21 protein-coding genes and 1 pseudogene are annotated in these 23530 nt (G+C 69.9%); 11 read left to right on the top strand and 11 right to left on the bottom strand.

What is annotated here, in order from left to right:
• The first annotated feature begins 330 nt into the window (after positions 1-330).
• From ABZ642_RS38445 to ABZ642_RS38435, 3 genes are all read left to right on the top strand, one after another.
• The gene (locus tag ABZ642_RS38445) at positions 331-993 is read left to right on the top strand and encodes a DUF3105 domain-containing protein (protein WP_360493565.1); all 663 of its coding nucleotides are present in this window, start codon (positions 331-333) and stop codon (positions 991-993) included.
• Positions 993-1619 (top strand): DUF305 domain-containing protein, encoded by a 627-nt coding sequence (locus ABZ642_RS38440; protein ID WP_360493562.1) that lies wholly within the window; start codon positions 993-995, stop codon positions 1617-1619. Before ABZ642_RS38445 ends, ABZ642_RS38440 begins: the two co-directional genes overlap by 1 nt.
• A gap of 324 nt (positions 1620-1943) precedes the next feature.
• Positions 1944-3863: a S53 family peptidase gene (locus tag ABZ642_RS38435; protein WP_360493723.1), complete on the top strand. Its 1920-nt coding sequence runs from the start codon at positions 1944-1946 to the stop codon at positions 3861-3863.
• 73 nt (positions 3864-3936) lie between these two features.
• Here ABZ642_RS38435 and ABZ642_RS38430 read toward each other — a convergent pair whose 3' ends face one another.
• Complete coding sequence (locus tag ABZ642_RS38430) at positions 3937-4137, bottom strand: DUF397 domain-containing protein (RefSeq protein ID WP_360493559.1); 201 nt, start codon at positions 4135-4137, stop codon at positions 3937-3939.
• The gene (locus ABZ642_RS38425) at positions 4109-4993 is read right to left on the bottom strand and encodes a helix-turn-helix transcriptional regulator (RefSeq protein ID WP_360493556.1); all 885 of its coding nucleotides are present in this window, start codon (positions 4991-4993) and stop codon (positions 4109-4111) included. The genes ABZ642_RS38430 and ABZ642_RS38425 overlap by 29 nt, the downstream gene beginning before the upstream one ends.
• Positions 4994-5104: 111 nt before the next feature.
• Here ABZ642_RS38425 and ABZ642_RS38420 point away from each other — a divergent pair, with 111 nt between their 5' ends.
• The 3 genes from ABZ642_RS38420 to ABZ642_RS38410 all read left to right on the top strand — a co-directional run bounded on the left by ABZ642_RS38420 (position 5105) and on the right by ABZ642_RS38410 (position 7186).
• A complete protein-coding gene (locus ABZ642_RS38420) occupies positions 5105-5332 on the top strand; it encodes a hypothetical protein (protein ID WP_360493553.1) in 228 nt (75 codons plus the stop codon).
• On the top strand, positions 5329-5685 hold the full coding sequence (locus ABZ642_RS38415) for an ATP-binding protein (protein WP_360493550.1): 357 nt from the start codon (positions 5329-5331) through the stop codon (positions 5683-5685). Before ABZ642_RS38420 ends, ABZ642_RS38415 begins: the two co-directional genes overlap by 4 nt.
• Positions 5686-5863: 178 nt before the next feature.
• Positions 5864-7186 (top strand): hypothetical protein, encoded by a 1323-nt coding sequence (locus ABZ642_RS38410; protein ID WP_360493547.1) that lies wholly within the window; start codon positions 5864-5866, stop codon positions 7184-7186.
• 75 nt (positions 7187-7261) lie between these two features.
• On the opposite strand, the gene ABZ642_RS38405 is transcribed toward ABZ642_RS38410, so the two are convergent.
• The 4 genes from ABZ642_RS38405 to ABZ642_RS38390 form a co-directional block, all read right to left on the bottom strand.
• The gene (locus tag ABZ642_RS38405) at positions 7262-8482 is read right to left on the bottom strand and encodes an MFS transporter (protein WP_360493544.1); all 1221 of its coding nucleotides are present in this window, start codon (positions 8480-8482) and stop codon (positions 7262-7264) included.
• A gap of 157 nt (positions 8483-8639) precedes the next feature.
• Entirely contained in the window at positions 8640-9689 is a 1050-nt protein-coding gene (locus tag ABZ642_RS38400; RefSeq protein WP_360493541.1) for an endonuclease/exonuclease/phosphatase family protein, read from the bottom strand.
• A gap of 204 nt (positions 9690-9893) precedes the next feature.
• Complete coding sequence (locus ABZ642_RS38395) at positions 9894-10547, bottom strand: TetR/AcrR family transcriptional regulator (protein WP_360493538.1); 654 nt, start codon at positions 10545-10547, stop codon at positions 9894-9896.
• Between the two features lie 84 nt (positions 10548-10631).
• Positions 10632-12230, bottom strand: coding sequence for an MFS transporter (locus ABZ642_RS38390; protein ID WP_360493535.1), 1599 nt, complete (start codon positions 12228-12230; stop codon positions 10632-10634).
• A 192-nt stretch (positions 12231-12422) separates the two neighbouring features.
• On the opposite strand from ABZ642_RS38390, the gene panB reads away from it, so the two are divergent.
• From panB to ABZ642_RS38375, 3 genes are all read left to right on the top strand, one after another.
• Positions 12423-13298, top strand: coding sequence for a 3-methyl-2-oxobutanoate hydroxymethyltransferase (gene panB, locus ABZ642_RS38385; RefSeq protein ID WP_360493532.1), 876 nt, complete (start codon positions 12423-12425; stop codon positions 13296-13298).
• Positions 13299-13519: 221 nt separating this feature from the next.
• On the top strand, positions 13520-14527 hold the full coding sequence (locus tag ABZ642_RS38380; protein ID WP_360493529.1) for an ATP-binding cassette domain-containing protein: 1008 nt from the start codon (positions 13520-13522) through the stop codon (positions 14525-14527).
• Entirely contained in the window at positions 14524-15357 is an 834-nt protein-coding gene (locus tag ABZ642_RS38375; RefSeq protein WP_360493526.1) for an ABC transporter permease, read from the top strand. The genes ABZ642_RS38380 and ABZ642_RS38375 overlap by 4 nt, the downstream gene beginning before the upstream one ends.
• Positions 15358-15379: 22 nt before the next feature.
• Here the strand turns inward: ABZ642_RS38375 and ABZ642_RS38370 are convergent, their stop codons facing one another.
• Positions 15380-18646, bottom strand: a complete 3267-nt coding sequence (locus ABZ642_RS38370) for a BTAD domain-containing putative transcriptional regulator (RefSeq protein WP_360493523.1) — start codon at positions 18644-18646, stop codon at positions 15380-15382.
• 35 nt (positions 18647-18681) lie between these two features.
• The gene (locus tag ABZ642_RS38365) at positions 18682-19227 is read right to left on the bottom strand and encodes a Uma2 family endonuclease (RefSeq protein ID WP_360493520.1); all 546 of its coding nucleotides are present in this window, start codon (positions 19225-19227) and stop codon (positions 18682-18684) included.
• 135 nt (positions 19228-19362) lie between these two features.
• Here ABZ642_RS38365 and ABZ642_RS38360 point away from each other — a divergent pair, with 135 nt between their 5' ends.
• On the top strand, positions 19363-20163 hold the full coding sequence (locus tag ABZ642_RS38360) for a site-2 protease family protein (protein ID WP_360493517.1): 801 nt from the start codon (positions 19363-19365) through the stop codon (positions 20161-20163).
• Between the two features lie 20 nt (positions 20164-20183).
• Here the strand turns inward: ABZ642_RS38360 and ABZ642_RS38355 are convergent, their stop codons facing one another.
• Entirely contained in the window at positions 20184-20831 is a 648-nt protein-coding gene (locus tag ABZ642_RS38355) for a biliverdin-producing heme oxygenase (protein ID WP_360493514.1), read from the bottom strand.
• A 147-nt stretch (positions 20832-20978) separates the two neighbouring features.
• The gene (map, locus tag ABZ642_RS38350) at positions 20979-21836 is read right to left on the bottom strand and encodes a type I methionyl aminopeptidase (protein WP_360493510.1); all 858 of its coding nucleotides are present in this window, start codon (positions 21834-21836) and stop codon (positions 20979-20981) included.
• A 58-nt stretch (positions 21837-21894) separates the two neighbouring features.
• Between map and ABZ642_RS38345 the strand changes: the two genes are divergently transcribed.
• A complete protein-coding gene (locus ABZ642_RS38345) occupies positions 21895-22128 on the top strand; it encodes a hypothetical protein (protein WP_360493507.1) in 234 nt (77 codons plus the stop codon).
• On the opposite strand, the pseudogene ABZ642_RS38340 reads toward ABZ642_RS38345, so the two are convergent.
• Positions 22129-23344 (bottom strand): annotated as a pseudogene (locus ABZ642_RS38340) (MFS transporter).
• Between the last annotated feature and the right edge of the window lie 186 nt (positions 23345-23530).

The following is a 23530-nucleotide window of genomic DNA, read 5'->3' as shown; positions in this document are numbered from 1 at the left end:
ATGGCCGATCCGATTCCGACGCACGTCACACCAGGCCCATGAACATGAATATCAGATGCAAACCCATCGGTCGCACGACATCCGAAACCCGGCACCCCTCGCCCCGCACCCGACGACGACCACACCCCGCACCCGACGTCGGCCGCACCCCGCACCCGACGCCGGCCGCACCCACCCGCGACGCGACCCCTCGCCCCGGCTATCGGTTTCCTGTCGAACCACCGGCATTTCCAGGTCTTTCCTGTGCCCTCCCTACGGCTGACCCCATCTCCCGATTACGATCAGCTGGCCCACCTTTCACACCCCTTACCCCCCAGAAGGACACACCCCATGGGTTCCGCGAAGAAGAGCAGCAACGCCGAACGCAAGGCGCGCATAGAGCAGATGCGGCGCGCGGAGCAGGCGCGCGAGCGTCGCAACCGGATCCTCACGATCGCCGCGAGCGTGGTGGTCGTCGCCGGCCTCGTGGTCGGCGGTGTGGTGCTGGTGAAGAACCAGTCCGGTGACGACTCCACGGCGGCCGACGCGAAGACCTCGGGGCACTTCGTGACCGGCAAGGACGGGGTGAACACCTGGAAGGGCACGCTGGGCCGGACGCACGTGACGACGACCGTGCACTACCCGACCGAGCCTCCGGTGGGCGGCAACCACAACCCGGTCTGGCAGAACTGCAACGGCGACGTCTACACCAAGGCGCTCGACAACATGAACGCCGTGCACTCGCTGGAGCACGGCGCGGTCTGGGTGACGTACAACAGCAAGGCGAAGAAGGCCGACGTCGACGCGCTCGCGGCGAAGGTGAAGCAGACGCCGTACACGCTGATGAGCCCGGACGACGAGCAGAAGGACCCGATCATGATGACGGCGTGGGCGCACCAGCGCACCGTGACCGGGGCCGCCGACCCGAACGTGGGCAAGTTCTTCGAGGAGTTCGTGCAGGGCAAGCAGACGCCCGAGCCGGGTGCCGCGTGCACGGGCGGTAAGGGCCAGTGATGCGGTCGGTTCTCATCGCGGGCTCCGCGGTGGCGGTACTGGTGGCGGCCGGCGCGATCACCTACGCGGTCGCGGGCGAGGACGGCGACGGCGGCGGCGCCACGGTCCCGAGCGCCGACTCGGCGGACGCCGGGTTCGCACGGGACATGGCGGTCCATCACCAGCAGGCCGTCGAGATGTCGTACATCGTGCGCGACCGCACGAAAGACGCCGACGTACGGCGGCTCGCCTACGACATCGCGCAGACGCAGGCCAACCAGCGCGGCATGCTGCTTGGCTGGCTGGACCTGTGGGGGCTGCCGAAGGTGTCGGCCGATCCGCCGATGACCTGGATGGGCATGGGCGACATGGCCTCCGGCAAGGACGGTTCGCTGATGCCGGGCATGGCGACCAACACCGAGCTGAAGAAGCTGGGGAAGCTGAACGGCAAGCAGGCGGAGATCTTCTACCTGCAGCTGATGACGGACCACCACAAGGGCGGTATCCACATGGCCGAGGGGTGTGTGGCCAAGTGCACCGTCGGGGTGGAGAAGAGCCTCGCCCAGGGCATGGTGGCCGCGCAGCAGTCGGAGTTGACGACGATGGCGCAGATGCTGAAGGAGCGGGGCGCCGAGCCGCGCGACTGAACAGGCGTACGCCGTGGGCGATTTGTCGACTTAACGGCACCGCAAGGGCTTACGGGCAATCGCAATCGATCCGTAACGTTTGGCATGGCGTCGAAATCCGGTCAAAGGCCCCTAACCAACGCTCACTTGGGGTTTCCTTGGCCTTTTCATTCCCCTGGCATGAACAGTTCACCGTAAGAGTGACGTCCATCGTGTGATCCATTCACGGGCCGTTCCGCCGCTGGCCTCCTGATGATCACGCCTGACCGACCACTCCATGCGTCGAACCGCATAGCAGGGGGCAGTATGAGATCGAACCGTGCCAAGGTGCGGGCCAGCGTGAGCATGGCAGCGACACTGCCGATGATCGCCGGCGCGCTCGCACTCGGCATACCCGCGGCGCACGCCGCGGACAGCCCGGCCCGTGACACCCTGAAGGGCACCAAGCCCACCTGGGCCACGGCCAAGGCGGACAAGGGCGCCACCTCCAACAGCGCGCAGGTCAAGGCCCGCGTCTACCTGGCCGGCCGGAACGCCAGTGGCCTCGCGGCCTACGCGAAGGCCGTGTCCGACCCCAGCTCGCCGTACTACGGCAAGTACCTCAGCGCCAAGCAGGCGCAGGCCCGCTTCGGCGCCACCGCGGCCCAGGTGAAGGCCGTCAAGTCCTGGCTGGCCGCCTCCGGCCTGAAGGTCACCGAGGTCACCCAGCACTACATAGCCGTCTCCGGCGACGTGTCCGCCGTCGAGCAGGCCTTCGGCACCCAGCTGCACAACTACGCCAAGGGCTCGAAGACCTACCGCGCGCCGCAGAAGACCGCTTCGGTGCCGGCGGCCGTGAGCAGCTCGATCCTGACCGTCACCGGTCTGGACAACGCGCCGCACAAGGCGACCCACGACGACACGCTGCCGCCCCCGGCCGGCGTGTTCAAGAACTCCGGGCCGTTCTCGTCGTACTACGGCTCGAAGACCGCGACCACGCTGCCGGACGCGTACGGCACCAAGATCCCGTACGCCGTCAAGGGCTACACCGGCAAGCAGCTGCGGGCCGCCTACGGCGCCGGCAAGTACACCGGCAAGCACGTGCGCGTCGCGATCACCGACGCGTTCGCCTCGCCGACCATCGCCTTCGACGCCGGCACCTACGCCAAGGCGCACGGCGACTCCTCGTGGAAGACGAGCCAGCTCCACCAGGTGCTGCCCGCGAACTACACGAACACCGGCGCCGACGAGTGCGACGCCTCCGGCTGGTACGGCGAGGAGACCCTCGACGTCGAGGCCGTGCACGCGGTCGCGCCGGACGCCGACGTCACCTACGTGGGCGCCGCGTCCTGCCAGGACAGCGACCTGCTGGACGCGCTCAGCAAGGTCGTCGACAACCACCTGGCCGACATCGTCTCCAACTCCTGGGGCGACATCGAGGGCAACGAGACCCCGGACGTCCAGGCCGCCTACGACCAGGTCTTCCAGCTGGGCGCGGTGCAGGGCATCGGCTTCTACTTCTCCTCCGGTGACAACGGCGACGAGGTCGCCAACACCAACACGAAGCAGGTCGACACCCCGGCCAACTCCGCCTGGGTGACGGCGGTCGGCGGTACCTCGCTGGCCGTCGGCAAGGGCGACAAGTACCTGTGGGAGACCGGCTGGGGCACCGAGAAGGCCTCGCTGTCGGCCGACGGCAAGAGCTGGACCGGCTTCCCCGGCCCGTTCACCTCGGGCGCGGGCGGCGGCACCAGCAAGACGGTGAACGAGCCTTCCTACCAGAAGGGCGTCGTCCCGGACTCGCTCGCGAAGGCCAACAGCGCCTCCGGTAACCGCGTGGTCCCGGACATCTCGGCGATCGCCGACCCCAACACCGGTTTCAAGGTCGGCCAGACGCAGACCCAGGCGGACGGCACCGAGGCGTACAGCGAGTACCGCATCGGCGGCACGTCGCTGGCCGCGCCGGTCATCGCGGCGGTCCAGGCCCTCGCCCAGGAGGCACGCGGCAAGGCGATCGGCTTCGCCAACCCGCTGATCTACTCCAAGTACGGCACGAAGGTCTACCACGACGTCACCGACAAGCCGACCGGCAAGGACCTCGCGGTCGCCCGCATCGACTTCGCCAACGGCTTCGACGCCACCGGCGGCCTGCTGTCCTCGGTCCGCAGCCTCGGCAAGGACAGCTCCCTGTCCGCGGTGAAGGGCTACGACGACGTGACCGGCGTCGGCACCCCGGCGGCCGGCTACGTCGAGTCGTACAAGGCGCAGTCGCACCGGAAGCACTGACCCGCTGACGCGGTGAACCACTGAGCAGAGGGGCGTGAGGTCCTGACGGACCTCACGCCCCTTTGCGTTACGCCTACTTGAGAGCGGCTATGAAGGGGGCCCAGGCGGTGGCGGAGAGGAGGAGGGCGGGGCCGTGGGGGGCCGTCTTCGAGTCGCGGACGGGGATGAGGCCGGGGATGCCGTGGGCGACTTCGACGCAGTCGCCGCCATCACCGTTGCTGTGGCTGCTCTTGAACCAGAGCGCGTCACTCAAGTCGATTAGGCTGCTTGCCATTTCGGTAATCCCCTGCCGCTGCCTCGATCATGGCCAGGGACGTCTCCGGTGACAGCGCGACGGCCCTGAGCCGATCGTATGCCTTGCGGTACTGCTTCACGAGGGCCGGATCGTCGATGGTGTCGCCGCTGTAGGACGCCTCCGCGTAGACCAGTGGTGGTGCGTCGGGAAACGTCATGACCTTGATGGAAGCCGCCAACAGGGGATACGCCCCGGCCTTCCGCGGGACGATCTGCGGAACAATCCGGCGGCGCCCAGCCAGCTCCGCCACTCGGTCGAGTAGTTCCGCCATCTCATGCGGCGGCAGGATCGCGTCCGTGAGCAGCGACTCATGCAGAATCGCCCAGTACTCAAGGGTGGAGTGGTCCTCGTCGAAGAGCCGGGCGCGGGCGAGACGAGCCTTCACCTTCTCCTCCACCCACTCATCGACCGCGGCCGGGTGGGCCGACCAGACCAGCGCCCGCGCGTACGCAGCGGTCTGGAGCAGACCCGGAAGGGTGTTGGGACACCACTCCTCAATGGACTCGGCGTGCTTCTCCGCCTCCAGGACCTTCTCGAAGTACGCCGCATGCGGCCCTCTCCGCGCCCGCCGCACATCCTCGCAATGCCGCTCGAAGTACCCGTCCGTCCCCAGTGCCCGATCCACATGCCGGGCCAGCTCCAACGGCATCCGGCGCTCCCCGCGCTCGATGTCACTGAGATGCGACTTGCCGTAGAAGCTGCCCTCGACCAGCTTCTCCAACGACAGTCCCGCCGCCTCCCGCTTCCATCGCAACTCCTTGCCGTAGAAGGTCGGGACGCTCATCGAACCGTCGATGTCCTTGCGTCGCACCACGCGCTCACCGCCGTAACTCATGGGGCTGTTTCCGCAGTTCGCGTCGCGGACGCGAATGCTCTTCCACGGTAGCGAGGCGATCGACAGTCTGTGAGGTGTTCGTCACACACCGCACAGGAAGTTGCCCACCTGATGCCCGACCACTCCCCCACGGCCTACGACGTCACCCTGTGCGTCGAGGACCTCCGCACCGCCCTCGCCGAGCACGGCATCACACTCCCCTCCCTCCGCGTCGACCTGCCGAGCTTCGCGGGCACGTACGCCCCGCCCGCCGGCCTCGTCGCGCTCGGGAACTGCAACACGGCCACGGCACGGGCTCTTGCCGCCGCGCTCAGGAAGACGGCGGCGGTGGAGCGATGACGCACCTCGAACTCCACCTCCTGGCCACCCCGAAGGCCGCGCCGGAACTGCGCCACTGGCTCCGCGACCACCCCTACGACGTCCGGCTGTGCGCAACGGAGTTACTGACGAACGTCATCGAGCACATCGGCGAGGGAACACCGGTGACCGTCCGGGTCATCGGCGCACCGGGCCACTGCAGCACCCGCATCGAGGTGACCGACCCCGATCCACGCACACGGCCCGTCCTCCTGCCCGCGACAGAGACGGAGCAGTCGGGCCGAGGCATGGCCGTCCTGGACTCGCTGACGGACCGGTGGGGCGTGGACCGAACCCAGGACCACAAGACGGTGTGGTGCGAGCTGAGGAACTGATCCGCCTCCTGGACGGTCGCCTCAAAGGCTGTCGCGGCCTGTTGTCCAGTCACCCAATTAGGGACTCTTGACGATTACCCATGCGCCGCTGGTAAACACAAGTGACTTCTATCGGCTGGTTTTCCCGGTGCCGGCAAAAACTCGATGAACATGTCCTTGTGAACAGGGAGCATTCGAAGTGGACTGGAAACATTGGAACAAGTGGATACTCGTCGAACTGCCGCGATTGAATCGCGCTGTCCTGTCCGGAGCCGAGACTCCGGAGGGATCGATAGCGCAGCTTCGCTTCGAGTTCCTGGACACGCTGCCGCCCGCGGAGGTCTTCCCGGCTGCTGACGCGCGCCGCATGCTGGTACTGCTGGACCTGGTCGGCGCGTCGGTGGCGCGGCATCGCCAGGAAGCGGACCTGTCACTCAAGCAACGGCCGAGCGATTCATTCAGCCAGCTCCCCGTCGGGACGACCGGGACACCCTTCCTCGGATACTTCGCCGAACTCGCCGCAGCCACCGGCACCGGACACGCCGACCGCGACTGCTATGCCTCGCTGGTACGTTGGAACGCTCCGACCACGCGGGTGGAACTCGACGGCCAGACCCTCGCGGTCCTGCCCGGGAGCTTTCCGGATCTGAACATAAGAACGTACACCGGGAACCCCGGCGAGTACGCCTTCTTCGAGTTGCTGAAGAAATCCGAGGCTCTTGAGCTGGCCATCAACAACACACTCGAACCCGTGGCCCAGGGGACGACGGACATCCGGTCCCCGGAGGCGGCAGGGAGAGCGCTGGCAGGGGCACGGCTCATGTCCTCGCTGATTCAGCTCAGCGAGGACTTCCTGTCCAGTCCGCCGGAGAACGGCGGACTGGACATCGGGCATTTCCTGGATGTCTTCAGACAGTTCTTGGCACACTGGCGACCGGGAGATGTGCCGCCCAGCGGGGCACAGGACTCAGAATTTCTCCGCCGGGACCTGCTGCTGGGTATCGACTTCCCCGAATACGACCGGCATGTCCGGCGTATGTACCCGGCACTGCTCGACAGCGAACGGACCGAACTCGACAGGTGTGTCACTCGCCCCCCGTTGCCCGTCAGTCTCCTTGGCTCTCTGGGAATCAGCGCCGCCGCTCTCACCGCGTCCTCGCCCGCCCACCTTGCCCGAACGGCCGGCGAGCATCCACAACTGGCCGCCTGGTATTTCCTGCTCGCGGCGAACGCCAAGTACAGCGCCGTACACCTTCGGCTCACCGAGAAGTACATGTTCAAACCCCAGCGAAGTCGCGACCGCTCGGGTGTGGGTGACCGCCCCCTGGTCTCGAACCGCATCGGCTCCACGGGAATGCAGGAATCCCTGCTCGTGCAGCTGACCCGCGCCCGCCGGAACCATGTTCTGCGCCCTTTCGCGCAAGTACCCCGCCAACGGCTCGCCGCCCTCTGCGGCATGGACCGCGCCCAGTTCGAGAGGGAAGACCTGCCGAAGGCTCACTTCGTTGCCTCAGCACAATGAGCCGAGCTGCCCACGGCAGGCGACGGCGGACCCGAAAGGGAGCACAACAGCCACTCCGGCCGGGGGCGCCGTCGGTCAGGAGCGGACCGGTTGCGTCGCCTCCGGTACGTGCGAGGCGACCACCCGTACGTGGGGCGTCGACGGGACATCCCGCCGCCGGTCCACCGCGAACGCCACGCTCGCGACGCCCAGACCCAGGACCGCGAGGGCCGCGCCCGCCACCGCCGGGGACGTCGCGCCGAAGCCCGCCGCGAGCGCGACGCCGCCGATCCAGGCGCCGCCCGCGTTCGCGAGGTTGAAGGCCGCCTGGTTGGCGGAGGAGGCGAGGGAGGGGCCTGCCGCCGCGCGTTCCATGACCATCAGCTGGAGGGGCGAGCCGGTGATGAAGGCAGCCACGCCGAGCAGGGTCACCGCGAGGGCCGCGCTCCACTGCGCGTGCATCAGGACGGGGAAGAGGAACAGCACCGCGACCATGGAGGCCAGGCCGCCGAAGAGCGTGCCGCGCATCGCGTGGTCGGCGAGGCGGCCGCCGATCAGGTTGCCGGCGGTGGCGCCGACACCGAAGAGCGCCAGCAGCAGGGTCACGTCGGAGTCGGCGTACCCGGCGGAGTCCGTCAGCATCGGCGTGATGTAGCTGTACGCGGAGAAGAGGGCGCCGAAGCCGACGACGGTCGTGGCGAGGGCCAGCCAGACCGGCAGGGAGCGCAGGGCGGCCAGTTCGCCGCGCAGGCCGGAGACCGGAGCCGGGGCGTCGGCCCCCCGGATCAGCAGCGCGACCGCCGCCATCGCGGCGACGCCGATCAGGCTCACGCCCAGGAAGGTCGCCCGCCAGCCCAGGTGCTGGCCCATGAGGGTGGCGACGGGGACGCCCGCGATGTTGGCGACCGTCAGGCCCATGAACATCAGGGAGACCGAGCGGGCCTTGCGTTCCGGTGCCACCAGGTTGGTGGCGACCACCGCGCCGACGCCGAAGAACGCACCGTGCGGCAGGCCGCTGAGGAAGCGGGCGGCGAGCAACCAGTCGTACGTGGGGGCCAGGGCCGACAGCGCGTTGCCCGCCACGAAGAGGGCCATCAGGGAGATGAGGACCGTGCGGCGGGGCATGCGCGCGGTCAGCGCGGCAAGGAGCGGGGCGCCGATGACGACGCCGAGCGCGTACGCCGAGACCAGGTGCCCGGCGGCGGGGATCGATATGTGCAGGTCGTCGGCGACGTCGGGCAGCAGGCCCATCATCACGAACTCGGTGGTGCCGAGACCAAAAGCGCCGACGGCCAGAGCGAGCAGGGCCAGGGGCATGGGAGGGCTTTGCCTTTCGGGGAGCGGGGTTCCGTGCGAGCACGTTTAAGTTCAGCTACGGAACAAAGCATCCCAGGCCCAGTATTCCGACAGGTTACAGTCCAGTGTCCGATTGTCCTTACAAAGACAGCGACACCGCCCTGACCAGGAGCTTTCGCTAATCCGATGTGGTCAGGTTCACACGGGCCGCGATCGGGAGGTGGTCGCTGCCCGTCCTCGGCAGGGTCCAGGAGCTCTCCGGTTCGACGCCCTTGACCATGATCTGGTCGATCCGGGCCATCGGGAACGCGGCCGGCCAGCTGAACCCGAACCCGCTGCCCGCCGCGCCCTGCGTGGAGCGCATCTGCGAGGTGACGCCGTTGAGGGAGCGGTCGTTCATCGTGCCGTTGAGGTCGCCCAGCAGGATCACCCGCGGCAAGGTCTCGTCGGCGATGGCCTCGCCCAGCGCGTCCGCGCTCGTGTCCCGCTGCCGGGCGGTGAACCCGGCGTTCAGCTTCACCCGGACCGAGGGGAGATGAGCGACGTAGACCGCCAGGGCCCCCTCCGGCGTGGCGACCGTGGCCCGCATCGCGCGCGTCCAGCCGAGCTTGATGTCGACGGCCTTCACCCCGGTCAGCGGGTACTTGCTCCACAGCCCCACGGTGCCCTCGACCGCGTGGTGCTTGTACGTCGAGGCCAGCGCCTTCTCGTACGCCGGTACGGCCGACGACTTCAGCTCCTCCAGGGCCACCACATCGGCACCGGACGCGGCGAGTCGGTCGGCGGTGCCGGTCGGGTCGGGGTTGTCGGCGTTCACGTTGTGCGTGGCGACCGTGAAGTCGCCGCCGGTACCGGACTTGTCGGTGAGCAGCCCGCCGAACAGGTTCAGCCAGACGATCGCCGGGAGAAGGACGGCGATGAGCGCGGTCGCCGACTTGCGCAGGAAGCCGAGCAGCACCAGCACCGGGATCAGCAGGCCCAGCCAGGGCAGGAACGTCTCGGTGAGACTGCCGAGGTTGCCGATGGCGTTGGGGATGCGGGAGTGCATCAGCATCACGCCGGCCAGCAGCAGGGCGACGGCCGCGAGGACGAGGCCCCGGCGCCAGATGTGCGGGTCGTCACGCCAGCCGGACAGCAGGCGGTTCACCAGGCGCCGGAACCGGTCTCCCCGACGCTCGGGCCCCGAGCCGCCGTTGTCCGTCTCCGTCATGTACGCCTGCTGCGCCATACCGCCTGCCTCACAACCCGCCGTGCACACCGTCGTCCCCCGGGATACGACCCTAGGGGATGATCGGCTCCGATCCCGCCGTCACATGACGGCCGTACGGAAGACGAGGACGAACAAGTCGACCGGAGGGGTTCCGGTTACCGCCCGGTCGGAGTGGACTGTGACAAAACGAGCACATTCCACCGACGGCGACAACAACAGCACTTACGGCTGCGGCTCCGGCTCCGGCTCCGGCTCCGGTGAGCTGACGGGCTGTAGCCCGGCCAGTACCGAGTCGACGATCTGTTCGGCCAGACCCTCGGGGAGCTCCGCGTCCGGGCGCAGGATGGCCCTGAGCAGCATCGGGCCGGTGAACATGTCGTTGGCCAGGTCGACGTCGATGTCCGCGCGGAGTTCGCCGTTGCGCTGGCCGCGGCGCAGCACTTCCTTGCCGAGTTCGCGCCGCGGGTTGACGACGTTGACGTGATAGGCGTTCCAGATGCGGGGGCTGCTCTTCATCTGGGCGTACACGTTGTGCAGGATCGCCGACGAACGGTTCATCAGCCCGCGTCGGCGCAGCGATTCGAGCAGGACGACGAGGTCGTCGCGCATGGAGGTGCCGGGGAGTTCGGGGTCGGGGGGCTCGGCGGCGCGCATGACGTCGACGAAGAGCTCGTCCTTGCCGTTCCAGCGGCGGTAGATGGTGGCCTTGCCGACGCCGGCGGTCCGGGCGATGCGCTCGATGGACAGTTCGGCGAGCGGAACACCCTCCTCCAGGAGCTTCATCACCCCTTCCAGGATGGCGCTCTCCACCGCCTCGCTGCGCGGACGGCCCCGGGCCGGACCCACGGACCGCGGCCGACTGTCGGCAAGCCTCACGTCATACCGTCCTCTCACTGGCTGCGGGAATTCTCCCGCAGCCCAAGCCTCCCCCCGTGGATCCGTGCCGTACCGTGCGTCAGCTCACTCCGCGGCGGCGACCAACTCCTGTTCCCGCTCGCCCTGCTGACCGGCCGGCGGCTTGCCCGGCAGGAAGAGGGCCGTGACCACGGCACCGAGCAGCGCGACGCCCACACCGCACAGGGCGGTCATGTGCATCGCGTGCAGGAAGGCGTCGTTGGCGGGCGTGACCAGGGCCTTGCCCTGCGTCCCGAGCTTCTGGGCGACGCCCAGCGTGGCCTCGATGGACTCGCCGGCGGTCCCGCGCAGGCCGGGCGGCAGCGCGCCGAGCTTGCCCTCGATGCCGTTGCGGTACGACGTCGACAGCACCGAGCCGAGGACGGCGATGCCGAGGGCGCCGCCGACCTGGCGGAAGGTGTTGCTGAGCGCGGAGGCGGAACCGGCCTTCTCCCGGGGCAGGGCCTGCATGATGACGACCGACGTCGGCGTCATGATGTGCGCCATGCCGGTGCCCATAAGGAAGAAGACGACCTCCAGGAGCCAGATCGGGGTGTCGGCCTCGAAGGTGGCGAACATGCCCAGCATCGCCGCGATCAGCACCAGGCCCGCGGTGGTGGTGGCCCTGTTGCCGATCCGGTCCACGACCAGCCGGGCCCGCGGCGCGAAGATCAGCTGGGCGACGGCCAGCGGGAGCAGCAGCAGACCGGACTGCAGCGGCGAGTAGCCGCGCACGCTCTGGGTGTAGAAGACGGAGAAGAAGGTCACGCCCATCAGCGCGAAGAAGACCAGCGCGATGGCGGCCATGGCGGACGAGAAGACCTTGTTCTTGAAGTAGGTGACGTCCAGGGACGGGTGGTCGCTGCGCATCTCGTAGATCACGAAGCCGGCGAGCACCACGGCACCGGCGATGATGGTCGCGAGCACCTTGGCGTCGGTGAAGTCGGCGAGTTCGCCGCCCTTGATGATGCCGTAGACCAGCAGGACCAGGCCGACGACGGAGAGCACCACGCCGACGGGGTCGAGGCGGCCCGGACGCGGGTCGCGCGAGTCGGGGACCAGCCACAGCATCAGCGCGAGCGCGACGATCACGATCGGCACGTTGACGAGGAAGACCGAGCCCCACCAGAAGTGGTCGAGCAGCACACCGCCGGTGATCGGGCCGATCGCGATGGCGAGGCCGACGCCGCCGGCCCAGATGCCGATGGCCTTGGGCTGTTCCTGACGCTCGAAGACGTTCATCAGGACGGCGAGGGTGGCGGGCATCACGAAGGCGGCGCCGAGGGCCATCAGGGCGCGGTAGGTGATCAGCTGGCCCGGGGAGCCGGACTCGGCGGCCAGGGCGGAGCCGACGCCGAACACGACGAGGCCGCCGATCAGCACCTTCTTGCGGCCGAGCCGGTCGCCGATGAGGCCGGCGGTGAACAGGAGGCCCGCGAAGACCAGGGTGTAGGCGTTGATCGCCCACTCCAGCTGGCTCTGGGTGGCGCCCAGGCCGGTCGGGGCGGGGGTGGAGATGGTCTTGATGGCGACGTTCAGGATCGAGTTGTCGAGCACCACGATCAGCAGGCTCAGCATGAGCACGCCGAGGATCGCCCAGCGGCGCCGGTGCACCTCCTCGGGTATGCGCGGGCCGGTTGGAGCGTGGTCGGCAGGAGTTGTCATGGCGACGACCCTAGGGCCATTTCAATACGGTACCGTCTCGTATCTGAATTCCTTTACCGAGACCTTACGCAGGAGGGGTGACCGATGGATCACACGGCGGTGCTCTGGCCGAGGGCGGCACGAAGTGCCACCATGGATGCGATCCGGGGACACCGTCAGGGTGCCTCGAGATGAATTGAAGGAGCCGTTGCCATGACGCAGCTCTCGGCTGCCCAGCCTGCGCAGAACAGCCCCTCCGACGGCAGCAGGACGCTGTACGGGGGTAAGGGCACCCGCCGCATCACGGTCCGCGACATCGCCCTCGCCAAGGAACGCGGCGAGAAGTGGCCCATGCTCACCGCGTACGACGCGATGACCGCGTCGGTCTTCGACGAGTCCGGGATCCCGGTGCTCCTGGTCGGCGACTCGGCGGGCAACTGCCACCTCGGGTACGAGTCGACGGTGCCCGTCACCCTGGACGAGATGACGATGCTGTCGGCGGCCGTGGTCCGCGGCACCCAGCGCGCCCTCATCGTCGGCGACCTCCCCTTCGGCTCCTACCAGGAGGGCCCGGTGCAGGCGCTGCGCTCGGCGACCCGGCTGGTGAAGGAGGCCGGTGTCGGCGCGGTCAAGCTGGAGGGCGGCGAGCGCTCGCACGAACAGATCCGGCTGCTCGTGGAGTCCGGCATCCCGGTGATGGCGCACATCGGCCTGACCCCGCAGTCCGTCAACGCGATGGGCTACCGGGTACAGGGCCGCGGCGAGGAGGCGGCCCAGCAGCTGCTGCGCGACGCCAAGTCGGTCCAGGACGCGGGCGCGTTCGCGGTCGTCCTCGAGCTGGTCCCGGCGGAGCTGGCGGCCGAGGTGACCCGGGTGCTGCACATCCCGACGGTCGGCATCGGCGCCGGTCCCGAGACCGACGCGCAGGTCCTGGTCTGGACGGACATGCTGGGCCTGACCTCGGGCCGGGTGCCGAAGTTCGTGAAGAAGTACGCGGCCCTGCGCGAGGTCATGGGCGACGCGGCCCGCGCCTACGCCGAGGACGTCGTCGGCGGAACGTTCCCGCTGGAGGAGCACTCCGTCCACTAGAGCCACTGCGGAAACACCACGGCCAGCCCGCCGATCTTCCCCCGTCGGCGGGCTGGCCGCTTTTTACGCCCAAGCCGGCGCGCGTGAGCGGCGGGGACGGTCATGGCCGGCCCGGTACGCCGCCCCGTGTCGGCGGCTCGTAGGCGGGTTGTCGGCGGGACGTAACCCGGTGTCGGCGGCCTGCCGGCGGTTTGTCGGTGGGGCCTGGCACGGTTCTTCCCATGACGCGAATCGACAACACCGCCGTGACCGTACGGGGGCTGGTGAAGCACTACGGCGACACCAAGGCTCTCGACGGAGTTGATCTGGACGTCCGCGAGGGCACCGTGATGGGTGTCCTCGGGCCGAACGGGGCCGGCAAGACGACCATCGTCCGGATTCTGTCCACACTGCTGAAGCCCGACGCCGGGCAGGCGACCGTCGCCGGCTACGACGTCCTGCGCCAGCCCCGCCAGCTGCGCCGGGTGATCGGACTGACCGGGCAGTACGCCTCGGTCGACGAGAAGCTGCCGGGCTGGGAGAACCTCTACATGATCGGGCGGCTGCTCGACCTGTCCCGCAAGGACGCCCGGGCCCGGGCCGACCAGCTGCTGGAGCGGTTCTCGCTGACCGACGCCGCCAAGCGCCCGGCCGGCACCTACTCGGGCGGCATGCGCCGGCGGCTGGACCTCGCCGCCTCGATGATCGGCCACCCCCAGGTGCTGTTCCTGGACGAGCCGACCACCGGTCTCGACCCGCGCACCCGCAACGAGGTGTGGGACGAGGTCAAGACGATGGTCGACGAGGGCGTGACCGTGCTGCTGACCACCCAGTACATGGAGGAGGCCGAGCAACTCGCCTCCGAGCTGACCGTCGTGGACCGCGGGAAGGTCATCGCCGGCGGCAAGGTGGAGGAGCTGAAGGCCAAGGTCGGCGGGCGGACGCTGCGCGTGCAGCCGGTCGACCCGCTGCAGGTGCGGCCGCTCGCCACCATGATCGACGAGCTGGGGATCACCGGGCTCGCCGGCACGACCGTGGACGCCGAGCGGGGCACCCTGCTGGTGCCCATCCTCAGCGACGAGCAGCTGACCGCCGTGGTCGGCGCCGTCACCGCCCGCGGTATCACCATCAGCTCCATCGTCACCGAACTGCCCAGCCTGGACGAGGTCTTCCTGTCCCTCACCGGCCACCGCGCCAGTGCCCCGCAGGACCCCACGCCCGCCGACGACCGCGAGGAGGTCGCCGTATGAGCGCCGTCACCACCACCCCGGCCGTCACCACCACGCCGGGCGCCGCCGACGCCCGGATCCCGCTGCGCGGGCATCTGCGGCACACCGGGGCCCTGATCCGCCGCAACCTGCTGTGGATCCGGCAGGACCCCGAGTCGATGTTCGACGCGCTGCTGATGCCGGTCGTCTTCACGCTGCTGTTCGTGTACGTCTTCGGCGGCTCGATCGGGCAGGCGCTCGGCGGCGGCCAGGACGGTTACGTCCAGTACGTCATCCCGGGCATGATCGCGATGATGAGCATGACGCTCTCGCAGGGCGTCGGCACCGGTTTCAGCCAGGACTTCAACTCCGGCGTGATGGACCGGTTCCGGTCGCTGCCGATCGGGCGCGGCTCGGTGCTGTTCGCGAAGATCTCCGTCGAGCTGGTGCGGATGCTGTTCGCGACCGCCGTGCTGATGATCGTCGCCGTGCTGGTCGGGTTCCACATCACCCACTGGGGCGGGCTGTTCGCCGCCGTGGGCCTGTCCGCGGTGTTCGCCTCCTCGATCATGTGGGTGTTCCTCACCCTGGGCGTGATCCTGAAGAGCGCGCAGTCCGTACAGGCGATGGGGTTCCTGGTGCTGTTCCCGCTGCAGTTCGGCTCGTCGATCTTCGCACCGACCAAGTCGATGCCGGGCTGGCTGCAGGCCTTCACCGACTACAACCCGCTGTCCACGCTCGCCGACGCGGCCCGCGGACTGATGATCGGCGGCCCGGTCGCCCACGACCTGTGGATCACGCTGGCCTGGTCGGTGGCGATCACGGCGGTGGCGGCGCCGTACGCGGTCTACAAGTTCCGTACCAAGAGCTGACGTCCGGCGACCCGGTCCCGGATCAGAGCAGGGCGGTGGCCTCCACGAGGGAGAGGCCGCCGCCCTCGGCGTATGCGCTCTCGTAGGCGGCGTCGTCCCCGAGTGCGGCGCGGACCCGGGCCTCCGCGCGGGCCTGCAGCCTGCGTTCCATGCCGGAGGAGACATGGCCGGGCGGCTGCAGGGCGGCGGCGGCGCCCAGACAGCGGGCGGCGTCCTGGGCGCGGGCGCCGTCGTCCATGCCGGCCAGGGCGAAGGCGGCGACGGTCAGGCTGGAGGAGCCGGAGTGCGGGGTGACGGCCTGGGCCAGCGGGTCGTCGGAGTGCGCTATCGCCGCGCGCAGTTTGGCCAGGGCGTCCGTGTGGTGGCCGTCGAGGGCGTCCACCCAGGCCTCCTGGATGAGGATCATGGCGTCGAAGACGACGAAGTGCGAGATCTTGAACTGGGTGCGCAGCAACCGGAGTTGCTCGCGGGCCTCGGCGATCCGGTCGGTCAGCAGCAGCCACACGGTGAGGAAGAGCCGGGCGGCGGGCATCGCCTCGTTGTGGCTGCTGTCGTGGTCGGCGATGACCTCGCGCAGCAGCCGTTCGCCGCGCTCGATCTGGCCCAGTTCGAGCAGGGCCATGCCGAGGCGGGCGTTGAGCACGGCGACCTGGGTGCGGGCGTCGAGCCGTTCGGCGCACTCGATGGCGGCCTCGTAGTCGGCGGCGGCCTCCTGGTACTCCCCCATGCGTTCCCGGGACTCGGCGCGCGCGGAGAAGGCCTCGGCGGTGCCCCAGTCGTCCCCGAGGCGCCGGAAGATCTCCAGGGCCTCGTCGGCGTCGCGGGTGGCGGCACCGGCCGAGGTGGCGAAGTTGGCGAACACGTTGGCGCGCAGCTGGAGGGCGCCGGCGAGTTCCCACTCGTAGCCGGGCGTACGACGGCAGGTCTCGACGCCGGCGTCGACGATGGTGCGCAGCTGCTCCAGGCCGCCGGTCAGCATCACTGCGAAGAACCAGAACATGCCGGGGGCCCGGCAGGTCTGCGGCAGACCGGGCTCGTAGGCCTGGACGACGGCGCGCATCTTGGCCTGCGCGGCCGGGGTCTGCCAGACCTCCAACTCGGTGTCCATACAGGCCAGATGGGCCAGATGGATGCCGCGCCGGGCCTCGACGAGGACTTCTCCGGCGTACGGCGGCGGGGTGTCGTGCACGCGCTGCCACACCGGTTCCGCACGGCGGACCGGCTCGGCGAAGGGGTCCGGGCCGAGAGCCATGATGTCGGCGCACCAGGTGCGGGTCTCGACCCGCTTGTCACGCAACTGCCAGTACCAGACCAGGGAGTGGGCCAGGCACAGCGCCTCCTGCTCGTCCCTGGTGGCGATGGCGTGGCGGATGGCGGTGCGCAGGTTCTCGTACTCCAGCTCCAGCCGGGCCACGGCGGCCCGCTGGCCGGAGCCGCGCAGCAACGGGTCGGCGGTGCGGGCGAGTTCGCGGTAGTACGTCAGGTGGGCGCGCTCGGCGGCGGCACGATCGCCGCTCTCGTCGAGGCGCGCACCGGCGTACTCGGCGACGGTCTCCAGAAGCCGGTAGCGCATCCCCTGCCCGTCCGAAGGGGCGGCGACGACCAGGGACTTGTCGACCAGGGAGGCGAGCGCGTCGAGGGCGGCGGGGCCGCAGACCGCCTCGGCGGCGGCCAGGTCGCAGCCGCCCGCGAAGACGGAGAGCCGGCCGAGGACGTCCCGTTCGCCGGCGTCGAGCAGGTCCCAGGACCAGTCGACGACCGCGCGCAGGGTCTGCTGGCGGGGCAGCACGGTACGGCTGCCGGAGGTGAGGAGGCGGAACCGGTCGTCGAGCCGGTCGGCGATCTGGCGGGGCGTGAGCATACGCAGCCGGGCGGCGGCCAGCTCGATGGCGAGGGGCAGTCCGTCCAGGCGGCGGCAGATCTCGGCGCAGGCCGCCGCGGTCTCCTCGTCGGCGTCGACCGTGAAGCCGGGCCGGGCCGCGCCGCCCCGGTCGGCGAGCAGCCGCAGCGCCACCGGATCGGGCAGCGGCTCCACCGGGCGCAGCAACTCGCCCGGGACACCGAGGGGTTCACGGCTGGTGGCCAGGATCGTCAGGTCCGGGCAGCGCTCGAGGAGCCGGGCCGCCAGATCGGCCGCCGCGTCGACGACGTGCTCGCAGTTGTCGAGGACGATCAGCATCCGGCGCCGGGAACAGTGGTCGACGAGCCGCTCGACCGGGTCGTCGTGCCGGTCGGCGGCGGCCCGCATGCCCTCGGCGCCGGCGCCGTAGAGCACGGTCTCGCGGGCGCCGAGCGCGCTGAGCACGGCCTCGGGGACGTCGGCCGGGTCGTCGACGGGGGCCAGCTCGGCCAGCCACACGCCGTCCCGGGCGGCGTACCGCACGGTCTCGGCGGCCTCCTGGGACAGCCGGGTCTTGCCGGCCCCGCCGGGCCCGAGCAGGGTGACCAGGCGGGCGGCGGCGAGGTCGCGCCGGATGACCTCCAGGTCGCTCTCGCGTCCGACGAAGGAGGTGAGCCGGGCGCGCAGGTTGCCGGGCCGGGACGGCTCCTCGGGGGCCGGTGCCGGGTCGAGCAACTCGGTGTGCAGGGCGCGCAGTTCGGGCCCGGGGTCGGAGCCGAGGCGATCGGCGAGCAGGTGTCGGACGTCGTCGAAGGCGGCCAGTGCCTCGGCGGTGCGGCCGCAGCTGTGCAGGGCGCGCAGCCGCAGCGTCTGGAGGGGTTCGTCCAGGGGGTGGGCGTCGCACAGGGCGGTCAGCTCGGGCAGGGCCTGTTCGGCGTGGCCGAGGGCGAGGGCGGCGGTGTGGCGGGCGCGCAGCGCGTCCAGGCGGCGGACGTCGACACGGGCCGCCTCGGCGGTGCGGTCGGGCAGGTCGGCCAGGGCCGGGCCGTGCCACAGGGCGAGGGCGTCGTCGAGGACGGTCGCCGCCTTGGCGGGGTCGCCGTCGGCGAGCGCGCGCAGGGCTTCGCCGGTGAGCCGCTCGAAGCGGTGCAGGTCGATGTCGTCGGGGGCGGCCGCGAGCCGGTAGCCGCCGTCGGTGGACTCGATCGCGTCCGCGCCGAGCGCCCGGCGCAGCCGGCCGACCAGCGCCTGCAGCGCGCCGGTCGCGTCGGCGGGCGGTTCGTCGCCCCACACCTCGTCGACGAGCAGCCCTGCGGGCACCCCGCGCCCGGGGCGCAGCGCGAGCACGGTCAGGAGGGCACGCAGCCGAGAACCGCCCACGGGGACGGCCGTGCCGTCGGGGCGGAGTACCTGGGTGGTGCCGAGGATCGCGTAGCGCACGGGGTCCATTGTCCCTGGGGACGCCCGGCCCCCGCCTCAGGGTTTCAGATGCGCATGAACTGGGAGGAGTCCAGGGTGAGGGTCTGGTCGACGACGGGGATCTCGATCCGGTCGCCGAAGACGCCGGACTCCTGGTGCTGGTACTCACCGTCCTGGGGGCGGGTCAGCAGGGTCCAGCGGGCGGCGAGCACGTCGACGATCAGGTACACCGGGATGCCACGCAACGCATAGTGATCCGGCTTCGTGCTGTAGTCACGGTTCTTGCTCTCGGGCGAGACGACTTCGACGACGAAGGGCAGTGCTCCCTCGTCGAATTCGCTGCTGCCCGGATCCAACTGTTCCTGAGGGAGCGCGGAGACGTCCGGTTCGGGCATGTAGCCCTCACGGGCGGGCCTGACCCTGAACTCGCCGATCGGCACCCATCCGGGAAGCCGCGCATCGATCTGGCCGAAGATGCGCATCTGAGTCGTCACATGCGCCTGTGTGACAGGTACCACAGTGAGTCCGTTCCGGGTCAGTCGGAGGCGCATCCGCCTGGGCAGCTGCAGAGTCTCAAGGACATCGGCCACCCAGCCCTCGGCGACGGTCATGGCACCTCCCAGATCCAGTTGATTCCAGCCTAATCAGTAGCAGGAACCCATGGGCCTCCGTATGACGTTCTTCTCACGTCACCTGTACGGTCGACCCCGCACGCCCCCGCCGCCGCGCCCCAGGAGTCCCGCCCCATGACCGCCACCACCACCCGCCACAGCGACCGGCGGATCAGTCCCGTCTTCGTCGGGATCCTGGCCGTCACCGCCGTCACCGGGTGGGCGACCTGGTCCGGGTTCGCCGAGCAGCCCGGCGTCGCCGTGTTCCTTTTCGTGACGGCGGCCTGGATCGTGTCGCTCTGCCTGCACGAGTACGCGCACGCGCGCACCGCCCTCCACAGCGGTGACACCTCGGTCCGCGCGAAGGGCTATCTGAGCCTTAATCCTCTCGCCTATACCCATGCCCTGCTGAGCATCGTGCTCCCGGTACTGTTCGTGATCATGGGCGGGATCGGTCTGCCCGGCGGTGCGGTCTTCATCGAGCGCAACCGGATCCGCGGCCGGTGGCGGCACAGCCTCATCTCGGCGGCCGGCCCGCTGACGAACGTGGTCTTCGCCGCCGTCTGCACCGCGCCGTTCTGGCTGCACTCCCTGGACGGCGTCCCGCGCGACTTCCGTTACGCCCTCGCCTTCCTCGCCCTGCTCCAGGTGACGGCCGCGATCCTGAACTTCCTGCCGGTGCCGGGCCTGGACGGCTACGGCGTGATCGAGCCCTGGCTGTCGTACGGCATCAAGCGCCAGGTGGAGCCGTTCGCCCCCTTCGGCCTGCTCTTCGTCTTCGCGCTGCTGTGGGTGCCGTCGATCAACAGTGCGTTCTTCGACGTGATCGACGCGCTGCTGCGCGGCCTGGGTGTGGACGACGTGGACCGCTACTGCGGCCAGGAGCTGTACCGCTTCTGGCAGGGGACGAACGAGTACTGCTCGATGGCCCGGTGAGCAGAGGGCTCTGACAGCCCTCACGCCGAGAGCGGGAACTCCTCGCCCAGCGCCCGGAACACCGCCATGTTGAGGGCGAACGCCCGCTTGCACTCGGCCACGACGCGCTGCTTCTCCAGGTCGTCGGCGTGCACCGCGTCGAGGAGTTCGCGGTAACCGCGCTTGAAGGCGGCCGGGTTGGCGATGCCCTCGAAGACGTAGAAGCGGACCCCGTCGCCCTTCTTCTCGAGGCCCCAGGTCCGCTCGGCCCGGTCCCGGATGATCTGGCCGCCGGAGAGGTCGCCGAGGTAACGGGTGTAGTGGTGGGCGATGTAACCGGCGGGCCACCGCTCGGCGCACTCTCGCACCCGTGCCGCGTACTCCTCCGTCGCCGGCAGCGCCGTGAGCCCCGTCCGCCACCCGGCCCCGCGCAGATGCGCCAGGTCCCGCTCCAGCGCCGTCAGCCGGAACAGCTCGGGCCGGACGAACGGCCCGGCCACCGGGTCCGACGCCAGCCGGTCGGCCGCGCCCTCCAGCGCGTCGTACACGAACCACAGTTGCTCGGTGTAGCGGGTGTACGCCCGCACGCCGAGCCGGCCGCCCAGCAGATCGCTCATGAACGTCGAGGTCCCCACCTCCACGTGCTGCTCGTGGGACGCGCTGCGGATGAGTGTCGAGAAGGAGTCCATGGGCAACACCCTCCAAGGTAAGGCTTACCTAAGTCAATGCTCTTACCGGCACCCTGTCGGGAACGTTACCGACATGCTGTCGGTAAAAGCGTACCCGAAAAAGGCCCGCCCTCCGAGGGGAGGACGGGCCCGGCGGAACGGCGGGGGCTACGGCAGGGTGAGGATCTCCGCGCCGGTGTCGGTCACCACCAGGGTGTGCTCGAACTGCGCGGTCCGCCTGCGGTCCTTGGTGACGACCGTCCAGCCGTCGTCCCACATGTCGTACTCGTGCGTCCCGAGCGTCAGCATCGGCTCGATCGTGAAGGTCATCCCGGGCTGCATCACGGTCGTCGCGTGCGGGCTGTCGTAGTGCGGGATGATCAGCCCGGAGTGGAAGGAGGAGTTGATGCCGTGGCCGGTGAAGTCACGGACGACTCCGTAGCCGAAACGCTTGGCGTACGACTCGATGACCCGGCCGATGATGTTGATCTGCCGGCCCGGCTTGACCGCCTTGATCGCGCGGTCCAGGGACTCCCGGGTCCGCTCGACCAGCAGCCGGCTCTCCTCGTCGACGTCCCCGACCAGATAGGTCGCGTTGTTGTCGCCGTGCACCCCGCCGATGTACGCCGTCACGTCCAGGTTGACGATGTCACCGTCCTGGAGGACGGTCGAGTCCGGAATGCCGTGGCAGATGACCTCGTTGAGGCTGGTGCACAGGGACTTGGGGAAGCCGCGGTAGCCGAGCGTGGAGGGGTAGGCCCCGTGGTCGCACATGTACGCGTGCGCGACCTTGTCCAGCTCGTCCGTGGTCACCCCCGGCGCGATGATCTTCGCGGCCTCCGCCATCGCCTGGGCGGCGATACGGCCGGCGGTCCGCATCGCCTCGATGGTCTCCGGGGTCTGCACCTCGGGCCCGGTGTACGGGCTCGGCGCGGGTTTGCCGACGTACTCGGGGCGGCGGATGTTTCCGGGTACCGGACGGGTGGGAGAGAGCTCCCCTGGTACGAGCAGCGACTGGCCAGACATGCCAGCGAGTCTAACCAGCGGGCATGGGGGAACATGTGGATGGCGAAAGGAGCCGGTCATGGCCCTGTTCAAGAAGCGGACCGTCGGCAAGCCGGGCGAGTGGTACTACTGCCTGGAGCACAAGAAGGTCGAGGAGGGCCCCGAGTGCCCTGCCAAGGACCGGTTCGGCCCCTACGCCAGCCGGCAGGAGGCGGAGCACGCGATGGAGAGCGCGCGGGAGCGCAACCTCCAGTGGGAGAACGATCCGCGCTGGCACGACGCCCCGGCGGGTGACTCCTCCGAAGAGGGGTGATCAGAGCCGGGTCGGTGCGGCCGTGCGCTGAGCGCGCAGCCGCACGGCGTGCTCGTTGGTCCGGGCGTCGTACGACATCAGGGCGGGCAGACACAGGGCCAGCAGGCCGACCGTGCCCGCGCACAGCAGGCCGCCCACGCCGACGGACGCCCGGACGCCGAGCCATCCGGCCATACCGCCGGCCCGTACCTGGCCGAGGGTCGGACCCACGGAGTACGACAACAGCTCGATCCCGGCGAGCCGGCCGCGCAGCTCGTCGGGGATCGTCTGGTTCCACATGGCGCCCCGGAAGATCCCGCTGACCATGTCGCAGCCGCCGGCGACGGCCAGCAGGAGCAGGACCAGCCATACGTCGCGCACGGCGCCGGCGGCGGCGATCGCCAGGCCCCACAGCGCGGCCGACAGCACCACCATCCGGCCGTGCCGCCGCACCCGGCCGGTCCAGCCGCTGACCAGGCTCACGAGGAGGGAACCGGCCGGGATGGCCGCGTACATCAGTCCGAGCGACCACTTCGCGTCCAACTCGTCGGCCAGGAACGGCAGGACGGCGAGCGGCATCGCCAGGAACATCGCCGCGAGGTCGACGGCGTAGGTGCCGAGGAGTTCCTTGCGGCCCCAGGCGTAACGGGCGCCCTCCGCGATGGAGCGGAGGGAGGGCTTCACGGCCTCGTGGGCGGCGGGGGACGCGGCGATCGGCAGGATCAGTACGACCGAGACGGCGAACGTGACGAGGTCGGCGCCGTACGCCCAGCCGAGACCCGCGTAGGCCACGACCAGGCCGGCGACGGCGGGCCCCGCGACGCCGCCGACCGTCCAGCGGAACGAGTTGAGGGCCGCCGCCGGCCGGGAGGTCGTCGTGGGCGACGATCCTGGGCCAGAGCGAGTCGAGGGCGGGGCGCTGGACCGAGCCCAGCGCGGCGGAGAGCGCGGCGACGGCGTACAGCGGCCAGACGGCCGGGTGCGGCAGCAGCGCGTTGATCAGCAGGGCCGCGCTGAGCAGCCCCTGACCCGCCTCGGTCCACAGGATCAGCAGTCGCTTGTCGAGGGCGTCGGCGAGAGCGCCGCCGTAGAGGCCGAAGAGGATGAGCGGGAGCAGCTCCACCGCGCCGATGGCGCCGACGGCGGTCGCGCTGCCGGTGAGGTCCTTGATCTGCACGGGGAGTGCGACGAACGTCAGGAAGGTCCCGAAGTTGCTGATCAGGCCGGAGGCCCACAGCCGACGGAAGTCGGCGGAGGCCCGCCAGGGGGCGAGGTCGGGAAGCACGGTCACGCTGAGCCATGCTGACCGCGCACCGGCGCCGCCCTCAACCCCTTTTTCGCCCACCCACCCGACCGACCCGGTCGGGAGAGAGGCGAGGTGAGGAGCTTCTCCGGTGCTGCCGAAGGCAGGTGATCAACCGAG

It is taken from the genome of Streptomyces sp. NPDC007157 (genome assembly GCF_040634235.1).
Classification (GTDB): Bacteria; Actinomycetota; Actinomycetes; order Streptomycetales; family Streptomycetaceae; genus Streptomyces.
The sequence above is the reverse complement of the archived record's forward strand: the minus strand, read 5'-3'. Positions and strand labels throughout refer to the sequence as shown.